This window comes from Myxococcales bacterium, assembly GCA_016716835.1.
GTDB lineage: Bacteria > Myxococcota_A > Polyangia > Haliangiales > Haliangiaceae > JADJUW01.
The window spans coordinates 1,899,932-1,917,306 of record JADJUW010000001.1; the positions used below are offsets into that span (position 1 = coordinate 1,899,932).

Annotated in this window: 13 protein-coding genes and 1 pseudogene; 5 read left to right on the plus strand and 9 right to left on the minus strand. The window is 63.8% G+C overall.

The window, feature by feature from the left end; genetic code table 11:
• Positions 1–54: 54 nt before the first annotated feature.
• Together IPL79_08420 and IPL79_08425 are read right to left on the minus strand one after the other, a co-directional pair.
• Positions 55–1,581 carry a thiol-activated cytolysin family protein gene (locus tag IPL79_08420; protein MBK9071010.1) on the minus strand — a complete coding sequence of 509 codons (1,527 nt, stop codon included), beginning with the start codon at positions 1,579–1,581 and terminating at the stop codon, positions 55–57.
• Positions 1,582–1,781: 200 nt separating this feature from the next.
• Positions 1,782–2,642, minus strand: coding sequence for a DUF3108 domain-containing protein (locus tag IPL79_08425; protein MBK9071011.1), 861 nt, complete (start codon positions 2,640–2,642; stop codon positions 1,782–1,784).
• A gap of 69 nt (positions 2,643–2,711) precedes the next feature.
• On the opposite strand from IPL79_08425, the gene IPL79_08430 reads away from it, so the two are divergent.
• Positions 2,712–3,539 carry a thioredoxin domain-containing protein gene (locus IPL79_08430; GenBank protein ID MBK9071012.1) on the plus strand — a complete coding sequence of 276 codons (828 nt, stop codon included), beginning with the start codon at positions 2,712–2,714 and terminating at the stop codon, positions 3,537–3,539.
• Positions 3,529–4,422: a GTPase RsgA gene (gene rsgA, locus IPL79_08435; GenBank protein ID MBK9071013.1), complete on the plus strand. Its 894-nt coding sequence runs from the start codon at positions 3,529–3,531 to the stop codon at positions 4,420–4,422. Before IPL79_08430 ends, rsgA begins: the two co-directional genes overlap by 11 nt.
• Here rsgA and IPL79_08440 read toward each other — a convergent pair.
• The 3 genes from IPL79_08440 to IPL79_08450 are packed head-to-tail and all read right to left on the minus strand — an operon-like array spanning position 4,373 to position 7,420.
• Positions 4,373–5,245 (minus strand): ABC transporter permease subunit, encoded by an 873-nt coding sequence (locus IPL79_08440; protein ID MBK9071014.1) that lies wholly within the window; start codon positions 5,243–5,245, stop codon positions 4,373–4,375. The two genes, rsgA and IPL79_08440, sit on opposite strands and share 50 nt — an antisense overlap.
• Positions 5,242–6,165: an ABC transporter ATP-binding protein gene (locus IPL79_08445; protein ID MBK9071015.1), complete on the minus strand. Its 924-nt coding sequence runs from the start codon at positions 6,163–6,165 to the stop codon at positions 5,242–5,244. The genes IPL79_08440 and IPL79_08445 overlap by 4 nt, the downstream gene beginning before the upstream one ends.
• Before the next feature lie 10 nt (positions 6,166–6,175).
• On the minus strand, positions 6,176–7,420 hold the full coding sequence (locus tag IPL79_08450) for a hypothetical protein (protein MBK9071016.1): 1,245 nt from the start codon (positions 7,418–7,420) through the stop codon (positions 6,176–6,178).
• A gap of 128 nt (positions 7,421–7,548) precedes the next feature.
• Here IPL79_08450 and IPL79_08455 point away from each other — a divergent pair, with 128 nt between their 5' ends.
• A complete protein-coding gene (locus IPL79_08455) occupies positions 7,549–9,378 on the plus strand; it encodes a M2 family metallopeptidase (GenBank protein ID MBK9071017.1) in 1,830 nt (609 codons plus the stop codon).
• 12 nt (positions 9,379–9,390) lie between these two features.
• Positions 9,391–9,891 carry a hypothetical protein gene (locus IPL79_08460; protein ID MBK9071018.1) on the plus strand — a complete coding sequence of 167 codons (501 nt, stop codon included), beginning with the start codon at positions 9,391–9,393 and terminating at the stop codon, positions 9,889–9,891.
• Positions 9,892–9,918: 27 nt separating this feature from the next.
• On the opposite strand, the gene IPL79_08465 is transcribed toward IPL79_08460, so the two are convergent.
• Together IPL79_08465 and IPL79_08470 are read right to left on the minus strand one after the other, a co-directional pair.
• On the minus strand, positions 9,919–10,518 hold the full coding sequence (locus IPL79_08465) for a hypothetical protein (protein MBK9071019.1): 600 nt from the start codon (positions 10,516–10,518) through the stop codon (positions 9,919–9,921).
• A 59-nt stretch (positions 10,519–10,577) separates the two neighbouring features.
• Positions 10,578–11,807 (minus strand): LL-diaminopimelate aminotransferase, encoded by a 1,230-nt coding sequence (locus IPL79_08470; protein ID MBK9071020.1) that lies wholly within the window; start codon positions 11,805–11,807, stop codon positions 10,578–10,580.
• Between the two features lie 56 nt (positions 11,808–11,863).
• Between IPL79_08470 and IPL79_08475 the strand changes: the two genes are divergently transcribed.
• Positions 11,864–12,949 carry an NADH:flavin oxidoreductase gene (locus IPL79_08475; protein ID MBK9071021.1) on the plus strand — a complete coding sequence of 362 codons (1,086 nt, stop codon included), beginning with the start codon at positions 11,864–11,866 and terminating at the stop codon, positions 12,947–12,949.
• Here the strand turns inward: IPL79_08475 and IPL79_08480 are convergent.
• Together IPL79_08480 and IPL79_08485 are read right to left on the minus strand one after the other, a co-directional pair.
• A pseudogene (locus IPL79_08480) lies at positions 12,946–16,067 on the minus strand (efflux RND transporter permease subunit). The gene IPL79_08475 and the pseudogene IPL79_08480 overlap by 4 nt on opposite strands.
• Positions 16,064–17,278, minus strand: coding sequence for an efflux RND transporter periplasmic adaptor subunit (locus IPL79_08485; protein MBK9071022.1), 1,215 nt, complete (start codon positions 17,276–17,278; stop codon positions 16,064–16,066). Before IPL79_08485 ends, IPL79_08480 begins: the two are co-directional and overlap by 4 nt.
• Between the last annotated feature and the right edge of the window lie 97 nt (positions 17,279–17,375).

A 17,375-nucleotide genomic window follows, 5' to 3' on the forward strand; every position in this document is an offset into this window, starting at 1 on the left:
GTCCCATCGATGTCGCGTTCCCGACCACTAGTCGGCTCGCAGGCGTCGCGCGGCTTACTGGTAAACAGGTTCCATCACGAATTTCGCGTCGACGTGGTAGCCGTTGCCGCCGACCACCGCCACGATTTGCTCGCCGCCCCAGCCTGAGGTGCCGTACGGCAGGGCTCGCGAGCCGCTAAACTTCTCATCGCCATCGAGGAAGCCATCGTGTTCGCCGAGGTTGCAGCCGAACGAAATTTCCTCGCCAATCTCAGGAGTGATGGAGATGATCGCCTCGCCGAGGTTGGCGCTTTGGCCCGACGGGAAGAAGTTGCCCTGCCCGATTTCGACCCAGCTGCCGCTACCCTTGCTCCAAAGCGTGGTCTTTTGGCCGCCGGCGCTCACCCAGCAGTTGCCGTAGATTTCAAGGCTGTCTTCGTTGCCAGCGCTGGCGACCTGGAAGTTCTTGAGGCGCACCGCGTAGGTCGAGGTCACGCGCACGCACGTCTTGGCGTCATATTCCGTGGTCAGCGACATGCGCGCCGGCGTGTTATCACCGAGGTGCTTGAGCTTGTAGGCAATCGGGGCACCTGGGGACTCTTTGGAGTAGTTGCCGCCCTCCGAGATGAACTGCTTGATGCCTTCGATGCCATACACGGCCTCGGTGGCCTGACCGCCATTGCCACCAATGACGACGGCGTGGATGGTGCTGGTCTCGAGCAATTGCTTGTGCTCAACCGACATCTCGATGTCGATATCCGTCACGCCGGCCGAGAAGGCCGCCGACAACGCCGCACCAATTTCCTCAGACGACTGATTTGATTCCAGGGTAAAGATGACCATGCGGCCGTACGTGATCGACGACACATAGAGCGGAATATTGCTGGCATTGAAACGCTCTTTGATGGTGTCGAGGTCCACCGATGACGCCAAAAACGCGCTGCCACTCACCGGTTCGTCGACATCGAGGGTGTAATACGATTGCACATACTTAACCAGGTAGCGGCTCTTCACCTCTTGTTTGTTGAAATCAAAGCCAACCTCGACCTCGCCGGTGCCCCAGCTCACGCTGGCGTCGAGGGCGAGCGACAATTGCTCGGCGGAATGGACTTGCTCCATCTGAAAATCGATCATCGCCGGCGTAGAACCCGAGAGTTCAGACGACAAGATCTTGCCAACCGCCTCGCGGGAGGCCGATAGGCTCGGCGATTTCATGGTCGCCGACTTAGAACCATCAAGATTTTCTAGTCCCACCGAGATGGTGAGCGGTGCGCGCGGGAGCACTTCCTGGCGAAATAGGCCACTCACAATGGAGTCACCGCCGACGATAGCGCCAGGCCAGAGCGACTCCGAATTCGCCGCGTAGGCGACGATCTTGTCAAATTGTCCGGTTTCTGAAAAACGCTGGGTCGTGCAGATATACTCACCCTCCGGGGCCTCCGTCTCATCGCCCACTTGGGTCTTGGCCTTGGCGTCGTCCGTTGGGAAATAAGGCAGATCGCGCAGGTACGAGCCGATTGGATCGTTGTCAACGCAGGCCGTCAATGCGAAGGCCGATGCCAAGCCAAGAGATGCCCGCGAAACTCGTTTGAGGTTTTGCATGTAGTGGCTTAATGCAGCATTGGTGCCAAGATTCGCCGTCTGGTTACAACGCAATACGCCAGGCTAGCCCCGTCGCCTGAGGTGCAGCGGCCCACGTGGGAACAAGATGCCCCACCACATCTCGATTTCTACCCCGCAAAATGAAGGGTTCATGCGGTCTGACGCCCTCGGCGCCAAAAACCTACATGGCTGGCAAATGACTACAGCCCGGCCATGCCGCCGCCCTTGCGCGGCTGCAGATAGCTTACCAGCTCCATTTCGACGGCCCCCAAATCGCTCTCGCCGCGCAGCTTCAGCAACACGCGGTCTGCGTCGTCGCTGATCCATAGCGCGTAGGTGCGTTCGACCGGCGATGCGGCGAGTGCGCCCATTCGATCGAGGCGACGAGACCGGCCCTCAAACCGCCGCGCGCGAAAATTTCCGATCTCGGTATGCACGATCTCGGTGCCGGCCCCCGTTAGCTGCGCTCGCCACGCGTGCTCGCCGCGAAACACATCCGCCGTCACCTGCCCGCCCACGGGCAACTCGAGCCAGCGGATCGCAAAGAGAAAGGTCCCGAGGTCAAACGCTTGCGGCGTTGCCAGCGCTTGCTGCGCTACGATGGCCGGCGCAGGAGCCCGCGTGACCTCGACACGCGCCCCGGCCTCACGATACGTCACGACGACCACCTCTTGCTGCGGCGTACCTAAGCCAGTTACTTCTTGCGCGCGAAACTCGGCGGGCTGCGCGCGCCCGGCGACGATTTTCACCGACGACGTGAATTCGCTGCGCAATTGGCTAAACAAGCCTCCCACGCCGTCCGGCACGGTCAACCCCGAAATCGCAAACCAGCCGTGTTGCAGCGTCTGCGCATACTCAAACCGCGCCAGCTCCAGGCCGGCCACCGTGACGCGATACTGCGCCACCTCGGTGAGGAGCATGCGCGCCGTGAGCGCAGGCATCGGCAACTCGGCCAGGGGCTCGTCGCGCCACCTCGGCGAGGCCGCGGGCTTGGCGCAACTTACGACGGCGATCGCCGCCGCGACGATCGTCGCGCACACCGTCTTCGAGGCCGCGAGCATGCTTTACTGTAGCACCTAAAGCGCGCGCACCACCTTGCGCTCGTAGCCGGGCCAGCTACTATGCCGCACATGAAGAGCCTAAGGCCCACATTTACGCTTGTCGCCATCATCACAGCCATCGCATGCGTCACCGCGTGCGAAAAGAAGTCAGCGACGGGTGGCGACACCGCGGCGCTAGAGGCGCGCCTCGTCAAAATGGAAAAACGCGTCGACAAAATCATCGAGGTGTTGTCGCAGGCGATGGGGCCGGGGCGGCCAAATCCAAAAGACGTCTACAAACTGCCGATTGGCGCGGCTGACATCGTCGAAGGCCCGGCAAACGCCAAGGTAACCATTGTCGAGACGTTCGAATTTTTGTGCCCCTATTGCTGGCAGTTCGCCCCGGTCATTAATCAAGTCAAGGCGGCGTTTCCAAACGATGTTCGCTTTGTCTACAAACACCTCGTCATCCACGGCGAGCCCGCGCTGCCACCGGCGTTGGCCGCTTGCGCCGCGAGCAAGCAAGAAAAGTTTCATGACATGAGCCTGGCGATTTTTGCCAGCATTTTTACCTCCGAAGGCAAGGCGATCGCTGAAAAGTCGACGGCGCCTGAGCTGGAAAAGCTAGCCGCGACGCTGAAGCTCGATATGGCCAAATACAAGGCCGACGTGGCGAGCCCAGCTTGTCAGGCGTGGCTTACCAGCGGCGAAGGCCTGCGCGACGTCGGCGTAACCGGAACGCCTTCAGTCTATGTCAACGGCAAGCCGACGGGGCCCGCGCCTTTTCCACAGCTCAAGGCCGCGATTGAAGAAGAAATCAAAATCGTCGACGCCAGCGGTATCGCGCCGGCGGATTACTATCAGAAAACCGTGATCGAAAAAGGCAAGACCTCGGTGCCTGGCCCATTTGACGAATAAGAGCGACACGACGGCGCCCCCCTGGCTCATCACCTGGGGCCTCGCCGCGCCGGACCACGCCGCCATGACCGCGGCGGGATGGCCCTGGCCTCACGTCGCGCGCATCATTAGCGAGCATCGCGGCATTTACACCCTAGCCTGCGAAAGCGGCGAACGCCTCGGCCGCGTCGCCGGCAAGCTGCGCATGCGCGATAGCGCGACGGCGCAAGAGACGCCGGGATTCCCCGTGGTGGGCGATTGGGTCCTGCTCGACGAGGATGGCAGCGGCGAATTTGCGGCCATCAGCCACGCCTTGCCGCGGCGCGCGCTGCTGCGACGAGCGCGCCCGAGCAAGGAGCTGCAGCTCATCGCCGCCAATATCGACCTCGTGTTAATTATTGCCGCGAGCGATGGCGTGGCGGTGAGGCAACGTGTCGATCAATACGCGGCGGTGGCCGCCGAGAGCGGCGTGCCTTCGCGCGTTGCATTTACCAAGATCGATCTCGCCACGCCGCCGCGCCAGGGCGACGAGCTTGCGATCTGCAATGTCGATGGCGCGGGCCTCGCCGAGGTACGGGCCGCGCTTGGCGGCAAGACGACGCTGCTAGTTGGCGACTCGGGCGCCGGCAAATCGAGCCTGCTCAATGCCTTGATAGGTGGCGGCGCGCACCGAACCGCACAGCTCACGCACGGTGGTGAGGGCCGCCACACCACGACGGCACGCCGCCTCGTGCCGCTGACCGTGGACGTCGCGCCCAGCACCTGCGTGATCGACTCGCCTGGCTGGCGCCACGTACGCACCGAAGCCGAGTTAGCAATCCGCGCGGGCGACGAGCAAGCCGCGGGCCCCAGCTCTAAGCCACTACGTCGCGGCGCCAAAACACCACGTACATCGCGCCGGTAAAGAGCCCGATGTAGCCGGCACACCAGGCCGCATCGACCCACAGCCGCTGCCAATCCGCGCCGCCGCCGACGCGAAACACGCGATACATCTCGTGCCACAGATTCATATGCGTCGTCGGCAGCCATTGCCGCAACGCCTCGCCAAAAACCTCAGGCGGCAGCTGCGCCATCACCGAGGAGATAAAAAATAGCCCGAGCGACGCCGCGAGCGCCACCATCGGGTTGTCGACGAGCGCCGACACAAACAGCGAGAAAGACACCAAGACCATCATCGAAAGCGTGCTCACGAGCACGATGGCGAGCAGGCAATACAGCCAATCCGGCGAGGCGATAAACCAAATGCCCTGCTCGCGAAATTGCCACACAAACACCACCATGTTGCCGTCTCCGAGCGCCACCAGCCCTACGACATAGGCAAGCACCGCGAGAAACAGCACGATCATCAGCAGCCAGATAAACGTCGCCAGCCACTTGGCCGTCGCGATGCGCGGGCGCGAGATCGGCCGCATCATCCACGCCCGCAGCGTGCCGTCCTTGGCCTCGCCGGCAAACTGCCCGCTCGCCAGGGTCGCGGCGATCACCGGCAGCATGGCGAAAAACGCAATATTGAGCGTAAAGCTCACGAACGACGCCGCCGTAACAAACGAGCGCGGATCGACCAGCCCGCCATATTTCTTCAGCATGCGGAAATCATTTTTAAGATAGCCGCCGAGCACGAGGCCGACGAAGACCAGGCACAGCACGATGCCAATGTACGACGCCGGCCGCCGCGCCAACTTGAACAGCTCCCAGCGCACCAGGCGTGCGATCGACGGCGTGCTCATGTTGGGGTGGCCTCCGCGCCGAGCAACGAAAAGAACAATGACTCGAGGGTTGGGGCCTGAGGCACCAGCGCCTCAATCAATATGCCGCGCGCCACCAACGCGGCGACGAGCCTTGAGGGGTCGTGGACGCCGCGCATGGTGTAGCTGCCGCCCTCGGCGTCAAACGCGACGCCGAGCTCGCTCAACGCGGCCCCGGCGTCGGGCGAGGCCGAATGAAGCACCAAGGTGGCCTCCGCCGCCACGAGGCCAGCCACCTCGCCTTCCCAAACCGTCTTGCCGCCATGCATCACGAGCGCGCGATTGCATAGCTGCTCGACCTCGACCAAGAGGTGACTCGAAAGCAAGATTGTGAGGCCGTCATCATGGGCGAGCGAGCGAATGAGGCGACGCAAATCGCGGATGCCATGCGGATCGAGGCCATTGGTCGGCTCGTCGAGAATGATAAGATCCGGCGAGGCAACGAGCGCCAACGCGATGGCAAGGCGCTGCTTCATGCCTTGCGAAAAATGGCGCGTCGGTTCGTCGGCGCGCGCCGAAAGGCCGACGCGGGCGAGCGCACGGGCGATGTCGGCGTCGGTAATCGAGGTGTCGCTCACCGCGCCAAGCATGGAGATGTTCTCGCGCGCCGAAAGGTAGCCGTAAAACGATGGATACTCGATGGCTGCGCCAATGCGCTGGCGCGACGCCGCCGTCATCGGCTCCCCGTGCAGCGTCACCTCGCCTGCCGACGGTCGAATCAGCCCCATAATCATGCGCAGCAGCGTCGACTTGCCGGCGCCGTTGGGACCGATCAGGCCGTAGACATCGCCGCGGCGCACGGTGAACGCCACATCGCGCACGGCCTCGCGCGCGTGGGCGCCACGACCGAAGCGCTTGCTAAGTCCACCTACGGCAAGTAAAGGAGCTCCGAGCGCGGCCATTGCTCGCAGCCTAGCTCCCGCGGCCGGCCTTGGCCAGGCTTCGCAACTGGGTAAGGAGCCCGCGCGCGTCTGCCGCGGGGGCTTGGCCCATCGCGGTCAGCAGCGCGTGGGCACCGGCGCGCGGCGGCATGTCGAACGCACCACCGGCGCGCGCGGCGTGGGCATATTTCATGGCGCGAAATGGCGTGAACCATTGCAGCAAGCGTCGGGTCATGGCGGCGGGCGAGCTGGTCTGCCGCGCCGCCTCGGCGACGACCGCCGCGAAATCGTGGTCGGCGAGAAACGTCGTCAGCGGGCCGGCCAAGCCACGCCACGCCTCGGCATCGGCGCGCAGGCGTGGCAGCACGCCGATGAGCGCGGCAATTTCTTGCAACGTCGACCAGGCATAGGTGGCGGTGCCCTGTCCCGCCACGGCCTGCGCGACCGCCTGCCCGGTGCCAAACGGCGTCCGCGTCGAAACCCGCGGCGAGGGATACACCGTCGTGGTTGTCAAATCGCCGAGCACGCCCCGCACCGAGAATTTGTGTAGGAAATAGAAATCCTCGCCGGCCTGGCGCTCGCTCATGCCGCCCTGTTCGATATACGCCATGGCGCGCACGGCAAACGCCGAGCCCACGGTTTGGAAGGCCCACGGGCACCCGGCCCAGCGCAAGCCCTGCACCCAATAGCGCAGGTGTAGCTCGTAGTCGATAATCGCGTCGTCGTGCTCGGGTCGCAGTGCGCCGCCTAGCGGATGCTCAAAGTAGATCGAGACGGCGTCGAGCGCCGGATGCGTCGCAAAGTGCCGCAACACCTCGGCGATATAGTTGGGTGTCACTAACGCATCGGCGTCGAGGCTACAGATGACGCCGCGCGGTCGCCCAGCTAGCAAAAACCGACGCGCCGCCTCATCCATGCCCAGCCGTCGCGCCATGCCGACGCCGGCTTGCTTTGGTGGCAGCGCGGGCGCATGGATAGCAAAAAGCCGCCAGGCACCAGCGCGCACGGCGAGCTCCTCGCGCAACGCCTCGAGTTCGCCCATCGTCGCGAGGTTCTGCGCCACCACGGCGGGCGGCGCGTCGGTCGACTCGTTGACGACCACGAGTATTTCAACCGCGACGCCCGGTGACAGCTCGCACGCCAGCAGCGCCTTCAAGGTCGCGGGCAAATCAGGCTCGTCGCAACAAGGAATGACAACCGCGGCGGCGAGCGCCTCGGGCATAGGCGAGGCATCAAGCGGCCGCAACTCGGTAATACGCCGCACAAACCGAGACACACCGGCTTATAGCGGCAACAAACGCGCTAGGGCAAGCCTCAAACGGCGCCCCGTGCCTTGCAGATGCGGCATGCCGGGCATAGGTTTTGCCGATGAAGCAAAGAGGATTTTTCGGACTCATCGTCGCCATGGGACTTGCCTTCGCGCTTAGCTGCGGTCCAAAGCGCAATGCCAAGCCGTACGACCCGGTGGATACCGCCTCGATCGATAAACTGAAACTTGCCGCCGAGGCCGAGGCGTTCGTAGCTTCCACCGATGCCGAGCTGCGCCGACTTTGGGTGTTGCAAGCGCAAGCCGAATGGACCAAGCAGACCGACATTACCGATGCGCACGAAGCCGCGGCCGCCAAGATTGGCACCGAGGTCAGCACCTACCTCACAAGATCAATTCTCGATGCGCGTCGCTTCGCTGCCACCCCCGGGCTAAGCCCGGCCATCGCGCGCCAGCTCACGCTGCTGCGCATCGCCGGCATGCCTGCGCCTGAAGATGCAACGCTCGCCGAAGAGCTCGCGACGATATCCGCCAAGATGGACGGCACGTACGGCAAGAGCAAAGCCTGCGTCACCGACAAGGCCGGCAAGGAAACCTGCCGAGATCTGGGCCAGCTCGAAGATGTAATGTCGTCATCGCGCAAGCCCGCCGAGCTGCTCGCGGCGTGGCAGGGCTGGCACGACACCACCGGGCGCGCGATTGGCGCAATGTATCCGCGCTTTGTGCAGCTCGCCAACATCGGCGCCGAGGGCGTTGGCTATAAAGACTTAGGCGAGATGTGGCGCTCAGGCTACGACATGCCGCCCGCGGAGTTCGCGCAGGAGGTCGACCGCCTGTGGATGCAGGTGCAACCGCTTTACAAGGAGGTGCATTGCTACGCCCGCCGCAAGCTCAACGATAAGTATGGTGACGCGGTGGTCGGCAAGACCGGCCCTATGCCGGCACACCTGCTCGGCAACATGTGGGCGCAGGATTGGTCCAACATCTATCCCGAACTCGAGCCATTTCGCGGCGCCGCGGCGGTCGACGTGACCCCGGCGATCAAGAAGCTTGGGTGGGACCACAAAAAGATGGTGCAGACGGCCGAGGGCTTCTTTGTCTCGCTCGGCATGGACCCGCTGCCGGCGTCGTTTTGGGAGCGATCGATGTTTGTTAAGCCCGCGGGCAAAGAGGCCGTGTGCCACGCCAGCGCGTGGGATGTTGGCTATAACGACGACCTGCGCATTAAGATGTGCATCAAGCCAAACCACGAAGATCTGACCACGATCCATCACGAGCTCGGACACAACTACTACTTTCACTATTACTACAAGCTGCCGATGCTGTTCCAGAACGGCGCCAATGACGGCTTTCACGAGGCCATCGGCGATGCCATCGCGCTCTCGATGACACCGGACTATCTAGCCAAGATCGGGCTCCTCGGCGAGGCGAAGAAAAATGACAAGGCCGTGCTCAATCAACAGATGCGCGTCGCGCTCGATAAGATCTCATTTATTCCATTTGGTCTATTGGTCGACAAATGGCGCTGGGACGTATTTTCCGGCGCCGTGGGGCCCGAAGAATTCAATGCGCATTGGTGGGAACTGCGTCTGAAATACCAAGGGATTGTGCCCCCGGTGGCGCGCGCCGCGACAGATTTCGACCCAGGCGCCAAATACCACGTGCCGGGCAATACGCCGTATATGCGTTACTTCCTGGCCGTGATTTTGCAATTTCAATTTCACCGCGCGCTGTGCGAGAAGGCCGGCTTTAAGGGCCCGCTGCACGAATGCTCGATTTACGGCAACAAGGCGGCCGGCGACGCGCTCAAGTCCATGCTCGCGCTCGGCGCGTCAAAGCCTTGGCAAGACGCACTGTTCGAGCTCACCGGCTCGCGTGAGATGGATGCGACCGCCGTCATCGATTACTTCGCGCCGCTCATGGGCTGGCTGAAAGAACAAAATCAGGGCCAAACCTGCGGCTGGTAGTATGCTGGCGGCATGACCGCCGATGCCCTTGGTCTTGTCGCCCACGTCACGCCCGAACAATTTGAGCAGTGGCGCAGCATTGGCCTTCGCCTCGATCGGCAAGGCCGGTTTTGGCATCAAGATGGCTTAGTCGAACACCGACGCCTGCAACTGGCGCTGCTGCGTTGGCTAGCGCGCCGCGACGACGGCCGCTATATCGTGCGGCTGGATGAGTCGCGATATGCCTACGTCGACGTCGAAGACGCGCCGCTGCGGGTGGTGTCGTTTCGCGTCGAGCATGACGCGCCCATCATCCGCCTCGACGACGAATCCGAGGAGCACTTGGCGAGCGCCTCGCTGACCACGCCCGACGGCGCCCAAATCTACGCCCGCGTCCGCGGCGGCACGTTGTGGGCGCGATTCTTGAGCGGCGCACAGCAAACCCTGGCTGAGCACCTGCGGGGCGAACACGACCAATTCGCGCTGGTGATTGGGCCACAGGCGTGGCCAATTCGCTCAGGCGAGGTGGCCTAGGACTGGACACCGCGCTCGCGAGGCCACCTATTGCATGCCAAAGCCGACGGCCTTGAGGCGACTGGCGAGCACGTCGGCGGCGAGCCCGCCCATCAGCACTACGCGCTGCAGCTTGCCCGCGCGGTCGACAAACTCGAAGTTCGCAAATTGTCCGCTTTTAATTTCGCTAACCAGGTCGGCCACGATGGTTGAGGGGAACTTCAGCGGCGCGGCAACGTAGTGCACGGTAGTCTTGCCGCCGGCGCCCGCCGACGTCACGCGATAGATTGCGCCGCGCTTGCCGACGCGCGTCTTGGTCACGCGCGAAGCCTCACCAGCCGCATTGGTATGCGTGGTGGCTTCGACGCGAAACCCGCCAGCAGCCGCGCCGAAGCGAAACGTTTTCGATGTGCCGCCGGCGTCGGTCCGGGTTTCGACCTCGCGCGCCGGCTTGCCGTCGGCGCCTAACATCCCCTTGGTCTTTACCTCGGTAACGGCCCCCTTGCGATCGACGGTTTTGACATGAGACTTGTACGTGCTGGCCCCAGCTTTTGCCGTCGGCTGGGGTTTGGCGTGCCCACCAGCGGCCGCATAAGCAGCTGATATCGCGACGACGAAGCAGGCGAGGCCCAAGGTCTTGATGGTCATGGGAGAGAGTTATTCACGTCCCGTGCCAAGGCACAGTCGACAAACAGATAGGCGGCGTCTTAGAGCACGCGGGCAATGCGCGCCAAGGCCTGCTCGACGTTGTCTCGCGAATTGTAGGCTGAGAGGCGCAGATAGCCCTCGCCCGCCGGGCCAAAGCCTGCGCCGGGCGTGCCGACCACGTGGGCCTTGTGCAGCAAGTGATCAAAAAATGCCCACGAGGCCATGTCACTGGGTGTCGAAATCCACAAATAGGGCGCATGCTGCCCGCCGAAGACTTGCAGGCCCGCCGCGGATAGCGCCTTGCGCATGATGGCGGCGTTCTCCATATAGAATGCGATCTGAGCCCCCGTCTGGGCGGCGCCATCAGCCGAATAAACCGCGGCCGCGCCGCGTTGAATGATATACGACGCGCCGTTAAACTTAGTGGTGTGGCGTCGCAGCCACATCGCGTTATACGAGACCTTGTCGCCACCGGCGCTTTTGCCAACGAGCGCCTTGGGCACCACGATAAAGCCACAGCGCAAGCCCGTGAAGCCTGCGCGCTTGGAGAAGCTGCGCATCTCGATGGCGCATTCTTTGGCGCCCTCGATTTCATAGATTGACCGCGGCAGCGAGGGATCTTGGATGTACGCCTCGTACGCCGCGTCAAATACAATCAGCACGTCGTTGGCCCGCGCCCAGCTCACCCACGCTTGCAAATGCGCCCGCGTCATCACCGCGCCGGTCGGATTATTTGGCGAGCACAAATAAACCACGTCTATCTTGGCTGTGGGTGGCGCGGGCACAAAGCCATTGGCCGCAGTGCATGACAAATAGACCAACCCATCGTAGTGGCCGGATTCGCCGAGAGGCCCGGTGCGGCCAGCCATGACGTTGGAGTCGACATAGACCGGATAGACGGGGTCGGTCACCGCAATCACCGCATTGCCGGCGAACAACTCTTGTAAGTTGCCGCTATCGCACTTGGAGCCGTCGCTGACAAAAATCTCATCGGCAGCAAGCGTCACGCCGCGCGCCGCATAGTCGTGCGCGATAATTTCGTTCACCAAAAAATCGTAGCCCTGCTCTGGACCGTAGCCGCGAAAGGTCTCGCGTACGGTCATTTCATCAACGGCCGCGTGCATCGCCTTGGCGATCGCCGGCACGATTGGCTCGGTGACATCGCCAATGCCGAGGCGAATCACCGTGGCCTCGGGGTGACTCGCGGCGAACTCGCGCACGCGGCGGCCGATTTCGGGAAATAGGTAGCCAGCCTTGAGCTTGGCATAGTTGTCGTTGACGCGACTCATGGCCGCAATCTACCCCACGGCTTGCCGATTTTGGTGGCGCGACGTAGCGTAGTGGCATGGATCTGCTCGCCCCCGTACAGCTTGGCCGCCTCGCGCTGCGCAACCGCCTCGCTCTGGCCCCGCTCACCAATTGCCAGAGCAATGCCGACGGCACCTTGCACCAACGCGAAATCGATTTTTTGGCCATGCGCGCGCGCGGCGGCTTTGCGCTGATTGAGACCTGCGCCGCCTTTGTTGCGCAAGACGGCAAGGGCTGGGCCGGCAGCATCGGCGTGCACGACGATGCCTGCCTACCTGGGCTGACGACGCTCGCGCAGGCCGTGCACGATGCAGGTGCAATGGCGACGGTGCAACTCTTTCACGGCGGCGCCCGCGCGCCGGCCGACGTGACGGGCAGCGAGCCGTGGAGCGCCAGCGAGTTTGACGCCAAGGGGTTCTTTCCACACCGCGCCGGCGGTGAGGCTGACATCGTACGCATCACCGACGCGTTCATCGACGGCGCGAAACGCTGTCAACGTGCGGGCTTTGACGGCGTTGAGATTCACGGCGCGCATGGCTATTTGCTGACGCAATTTTTGTCCACCGCGTACAACAAGCGCAGCGACCAGTGGGGCGGCGATTTAGCGGGGCGCGCCCGCCTGCTGCGCACCATCGCGCGCGGCATTCGACAGGCGACGGGGCCGGCATTTTCCGTTGCCGTACGCCTTTCCCCGGAAAATTGGACAACCGTGCAAGGCCTAGATTTGGACGAGTCGATCCAAGTCGCACAATGGCTCAATGAAGACGGTGCCGACATCATCCATTTGTCGTTGTGGACCGGCCGCGATCTAAGCGCCAAGCGCCCGGGGCAGCACACGGTCTCCATCTTTCGCAAGGCGCTGCCGGCCAACGTCGGAATTGTCGCCGCGGGTGGCGTGTGGACCGTCGAAGACGCACAATTTCTAGTCGACCAAGGCGCCACCGCCGTGGCGATCGGACGCGCGGCGATCTTGAACCCAGCGTGGCCAAATGTTGTTGCAGCTCGCGGCGAGGCACCGACGCGGCCGCCCTACCCGCGATCCAAGATAGCCGACATCGCGGTGAGCGAGGTCTTTGCCGACTACCTCGGGCGCTTCCCTGGCCTTCTCGACGCGGCAACTTAACCAACAACCGACGCGGCGGTGCGGCGAAACCGCTCGAGATACAGATAAATCACCGGCGTCGTGAGCAGCGTGAGCACCTGGCTCACCAGCAGGCCGCCGACTACGGCAAAGCCCAGCGGCTGGCGCAGCTCGGCCCCGGTGCCAAAACCAATCATCAGCGGGATCGCCGCGAGCAGCGCCGCCAACGTCGTCATCATGATGGGGCGAAAGCGCACCAGCGCGGCCTGGTAAATAGCGTCGCGCGCCGAAAGGCCGCCGCGCTGCGCCTCGATCGCAAAGTCCACCATCATGATGCCGTTTTTCTTGACGATGCCGATCAGCATGATGATGCCGATCAGCGCCATGATCGAAAAATCGTAGCCAAACCCGCGCAACATGAGGATGGCGCCCACCCCCGCCGACGGCAGCGTCGACAAGATGGTCAGCGGATGGACGAAACTCTCATAGAGCACGCCAAGCACGATATAAACGGCAATTAGCGCCAGCAGAATCAGCAGCGGCTGCGTCGCCATCGAATCGGCAAAGGCCTGCGCCGATCCGGAGAAGCGGCCGGTAATGCTGGCGGGCACGCCCAGCGCTTCGTTTTTGGCGGTAATGGCATCGACCGCATCGCCCAGCGCCACCTTGGCGGCGAGATTGAATGAAATTGTCACCGCCGGAAACATCCCAACATGGCTAATGGACTGTGGCCCGGTGGTAGGCGGCAGCACCTTGGCCAGTGCCGTGAGCGGCACCATCTCGCCGGTGCGCGGCGAGCGGAGATGAAAGAAGGCCAGGCTCTCTACCTTGCCGCGCCACGCCGGATCGATCTCGAGGATGATCTTATATTGATTCACCTCGGTCTGGTATTCGCTAACCTGCCGCTGGCCAAACGCGTCGTAGAGCATCTGCCCGATCTCGCGCACCGAAATGCCAAAGCGCGCCGCCGCCGCGCGATCGATCTCCAGCCGCGTGACGCCGGCGCCGAGCTGCAAGTCGTTCGACACGTCGGTGAGCTGCGGCATCTGCTGCAGCGCCTGCGTGATCTTGCCCGCCCACTCGGCGAGCGCCTCGCTGCTGGTACTGCGCAGCACATAGGCGTATTGCGTGCGCGAGGCCATGCCACCGAGGTTGATGTCTTGCGCGGCGCGCAGAAACAGCGAAATGCCGGGAATCTGCGCCACCTTGGGCCGCAGCCGATCGATGAACTCCTCGACCGACGCGTCGCGATCGACGCGATCTTTGAGCACGATAAAAAACCGCCCATTGGACATGGTCTGGCTGCCGGCGGTCGCGCCGACTGAATGCGCAAATCCCATGACGCCCGGCTCTGCGGCCACCACCTTGGCCAATTCCTCGTGCTTCTTGGTCATGTCGGCAAACGAGATGTCCTGGGCCGCCTGCGTCGTGCCCATAATAAATGCGGTGTCTTGCACCGGAAAAAACCCTTTGGGCATGGTGACGTAGCCCCACACCGCGACGCCGATCGCCGCAAAAAACGACAGCATAGCGATGCGCGGATGCGCCAGCACCCAGGTCAGGCGGCGGCCATACCAGGCGATGAGTCGGCTGACGGCATCGGTGCCCGAGGCGGCAGCCCTACCAGCATCTTCGCCGGCTCGGCTGCCTCCCTCGCGCTTATGCGCCTTCATGAACTGCGACGCCAACATCGGCGCCACGGTGAGCGCGGCGAGCACCGAAAGCATAACGGCGATTGCCACCACTAGCGAGAATTCGCGAAATAGCCGCCCAATGACGCCGCCCATAAAGAGCAGCGGAATGAAGGCCGCCACCAACGACACGCTGATCGACATGACGGTAAAGCCAACCTCGCTCGCCCCGCGCAAGGCTGCCTCGCGCCGCGACGCGCCCAGCTCGAGGTGGCGGTGGATATTTTCCACCACCACGATGGCGTCGTCGACGACAAAGCCAACCGCGATGATCAGCGCGACCAGCGTAAGATTATTGAGGCTGTAGCCGAGCAAGTACATCACGCCCACGGTGGCGATCAGCGATAGCAGCAAGACCGCGCCCACCACCAAGGTCGCCGACACCTGGCGCAAGAACAGCCCCATGATGATGACGACGAGCATCACCGTGAGCACCAGCGTTAGCCCAACCTCGCTCAGCGAGGCGCGAATCGTCCGCGTGCGATCGTTAAAAACCTTGACCTCGATGCCCGCTGGCAGCGTCTCGAGCAGCTGCGGCACCGCCGCTAAAATGCGATCGGCCGTTGCCACGATATTGGCGCCGGGCTGGCGGCGAATGATGAGCAAGAGCCCCGCCTTGCCGTTTTGCCACGCGGCGACGTAGTCGTTTTCGGCGCCCAGATCGACCTTGGCGACGTCGCCCAGCCGCACCGGCGCGCCGCCTTTGTAGGCGACGATGAGGTCGCGATACGCGGCGGGGTCAAAGAGCTGATCATTGGTCGCGATGCTCGACGTCCGCGTGTCGCCATAGATCGCGCCCTTGGCCTGGTTGGTGTTGGCGCCCTGCATGGCGACGCGAATGTCGGCGAGCGTGAGCCCATACGCCGCGAGCTGCGCCGGCCGCGCCGCCACCCGCAGCGCGGGCTTGCGCGCGCCCGCGACCCACATGTCCGCGACGCCCTCAAGCTGGCTGAGTTGCCGCACCAGCCGCGATTCGATGACGTCGGTGAGCTCGGTCAGCGACAGCACCTCGGAGTAAACGCTGAGCACGGTGATCGGGCTATCGCCGGGATTTACCTTCCGCCAGGTCGGCAGGCTCGGCATGTCGCTCGGCAGGCGCCCGGAGGCGGCATTGATCGCGGCCTGCACCTCCTGCGCGGCGGTATCGAGCGATTTGTCGAGCACGAACTGCACCGTGATGGTCGTGGTGCCCAGCGCACTCGTCGACGACATCTCCGAGATGCCCGCCACCGAGCTGAGCTGAACTTCGAGCGGCGTCGCCACCGCGGATGCCATGGTCTCGGCGCTCGCGCCAGGAGATTCGCGTTGATTTGAATGGTCGGGAACTCCGCCTCGGGCAACGGCGATACCGCGAGCCGCGGCAAGGCAAACACGCCGAGCATGCACACCCCGAGCGCGAGCAACGTGGTGGCCACCGGGCGTTCGATGCAGGCGCGCGACAGCCAGCCGCCGCGCGCGGGCTCGCTCATTTAGCGTCCTTTGCGGTGTCGGGCTTGGCGGCAGCGGCAGCACCCTCCGCAACCCGCACGGGGGACCCAGGCTTCACGCGCGAATGACCATCGACGATGATTACATCACCTGCCTCCAGACCACTGGCAATCACGGCGACTGCGCCATCTTCGTGCGCCACGGTAATGGGGGTCTGCGCCGCCTTGCCGTCGATGACGCGAAACACGAATGGGCCTTGGGCGCCTTGCCTCACCGCCTTGGCCGCAATCGCAACAACCCCGGCACCAGGCGCCGTTTGTAGCGAGATCGTGACGAACTGCCCCGGCCACAGCGCGCCGTCGGCATTGTCGAAGGTCGCGCGCATGGCGATGGTGCCCGTCGCCGCATCGACCGCATTGTCGACCACGGTCAGCGAGCCCGTAGCCAGCGGCGCCAGGCCGTCTTGATCGTAGGCGACGACAATGGCCGCAGCCCCCGCACCATCGCGCAACCGAGCCACTTGCGCCAGGTACGACTGGGGCAGCGCAAACATCACCGAGATGGGCGCGAGCTGCGTCACCGCCACCAGCTCGTCGACGCCAGCCCTCACCACGTTGCCAGCGTCGCGCTTGCGCAGTCCCACGCGTCCGGAAATCGGACTCTTGATCTGCGCATACGAGAGCGCCACCTCGCCCGCCACCACCGCCGCCTCGCTGGCGGCAACCGCGGCGCTTAGCTGCCCGGCGCGCGCCTTGGCATCGTCGAGCGCCTGCGCCGCCACCAAGTCTTGTGACGCCAGGCTGCTCATGCGCGTCAGCTCCGCCTGTGCCGCGACGAGCTGCGCCTCGCCGCTAGCCCGTTCCGCCCGCGCCTGCGCCAACCGCGCCACCAGCGTCCGGTCGTCGATCTTGGCGAGCCGCTGGCCTGCCGTCACCATTTCGCCCTCTTTAAAGTACACCGCGGCGAGCACGCCATCGACCTGCGGCCTGACCGACACGTGCGCCAGCGGCGTCACAGTGCCAATGCTCCGCGCCAGCGTCGGGACATCGCGCAGCGCCACGGTCTCGACAACCACCGGCACCGGTCCACCGCCCCGCGCCACCGGCGCCGCCCCGCGGGTGCTCCACCACCAGGCCGCGGCGATGGCCGCGACGAGCACCACCACCACCCAGGGCCGTTTCCAGGCGGGACGCGTCGGCATGTCTATAGGAGCAGCGGGCGCGGAGGTCGTCACCGTAATGTTTTGCGGCACGATGCCCGGCTTGCCAAGGCACAAGCGGTCAAAAGCGCCTCGCCGCGGCCTTCGAGCGCTATCCCACGGCGCGACAACCCTGCGCAAAACCGCTACA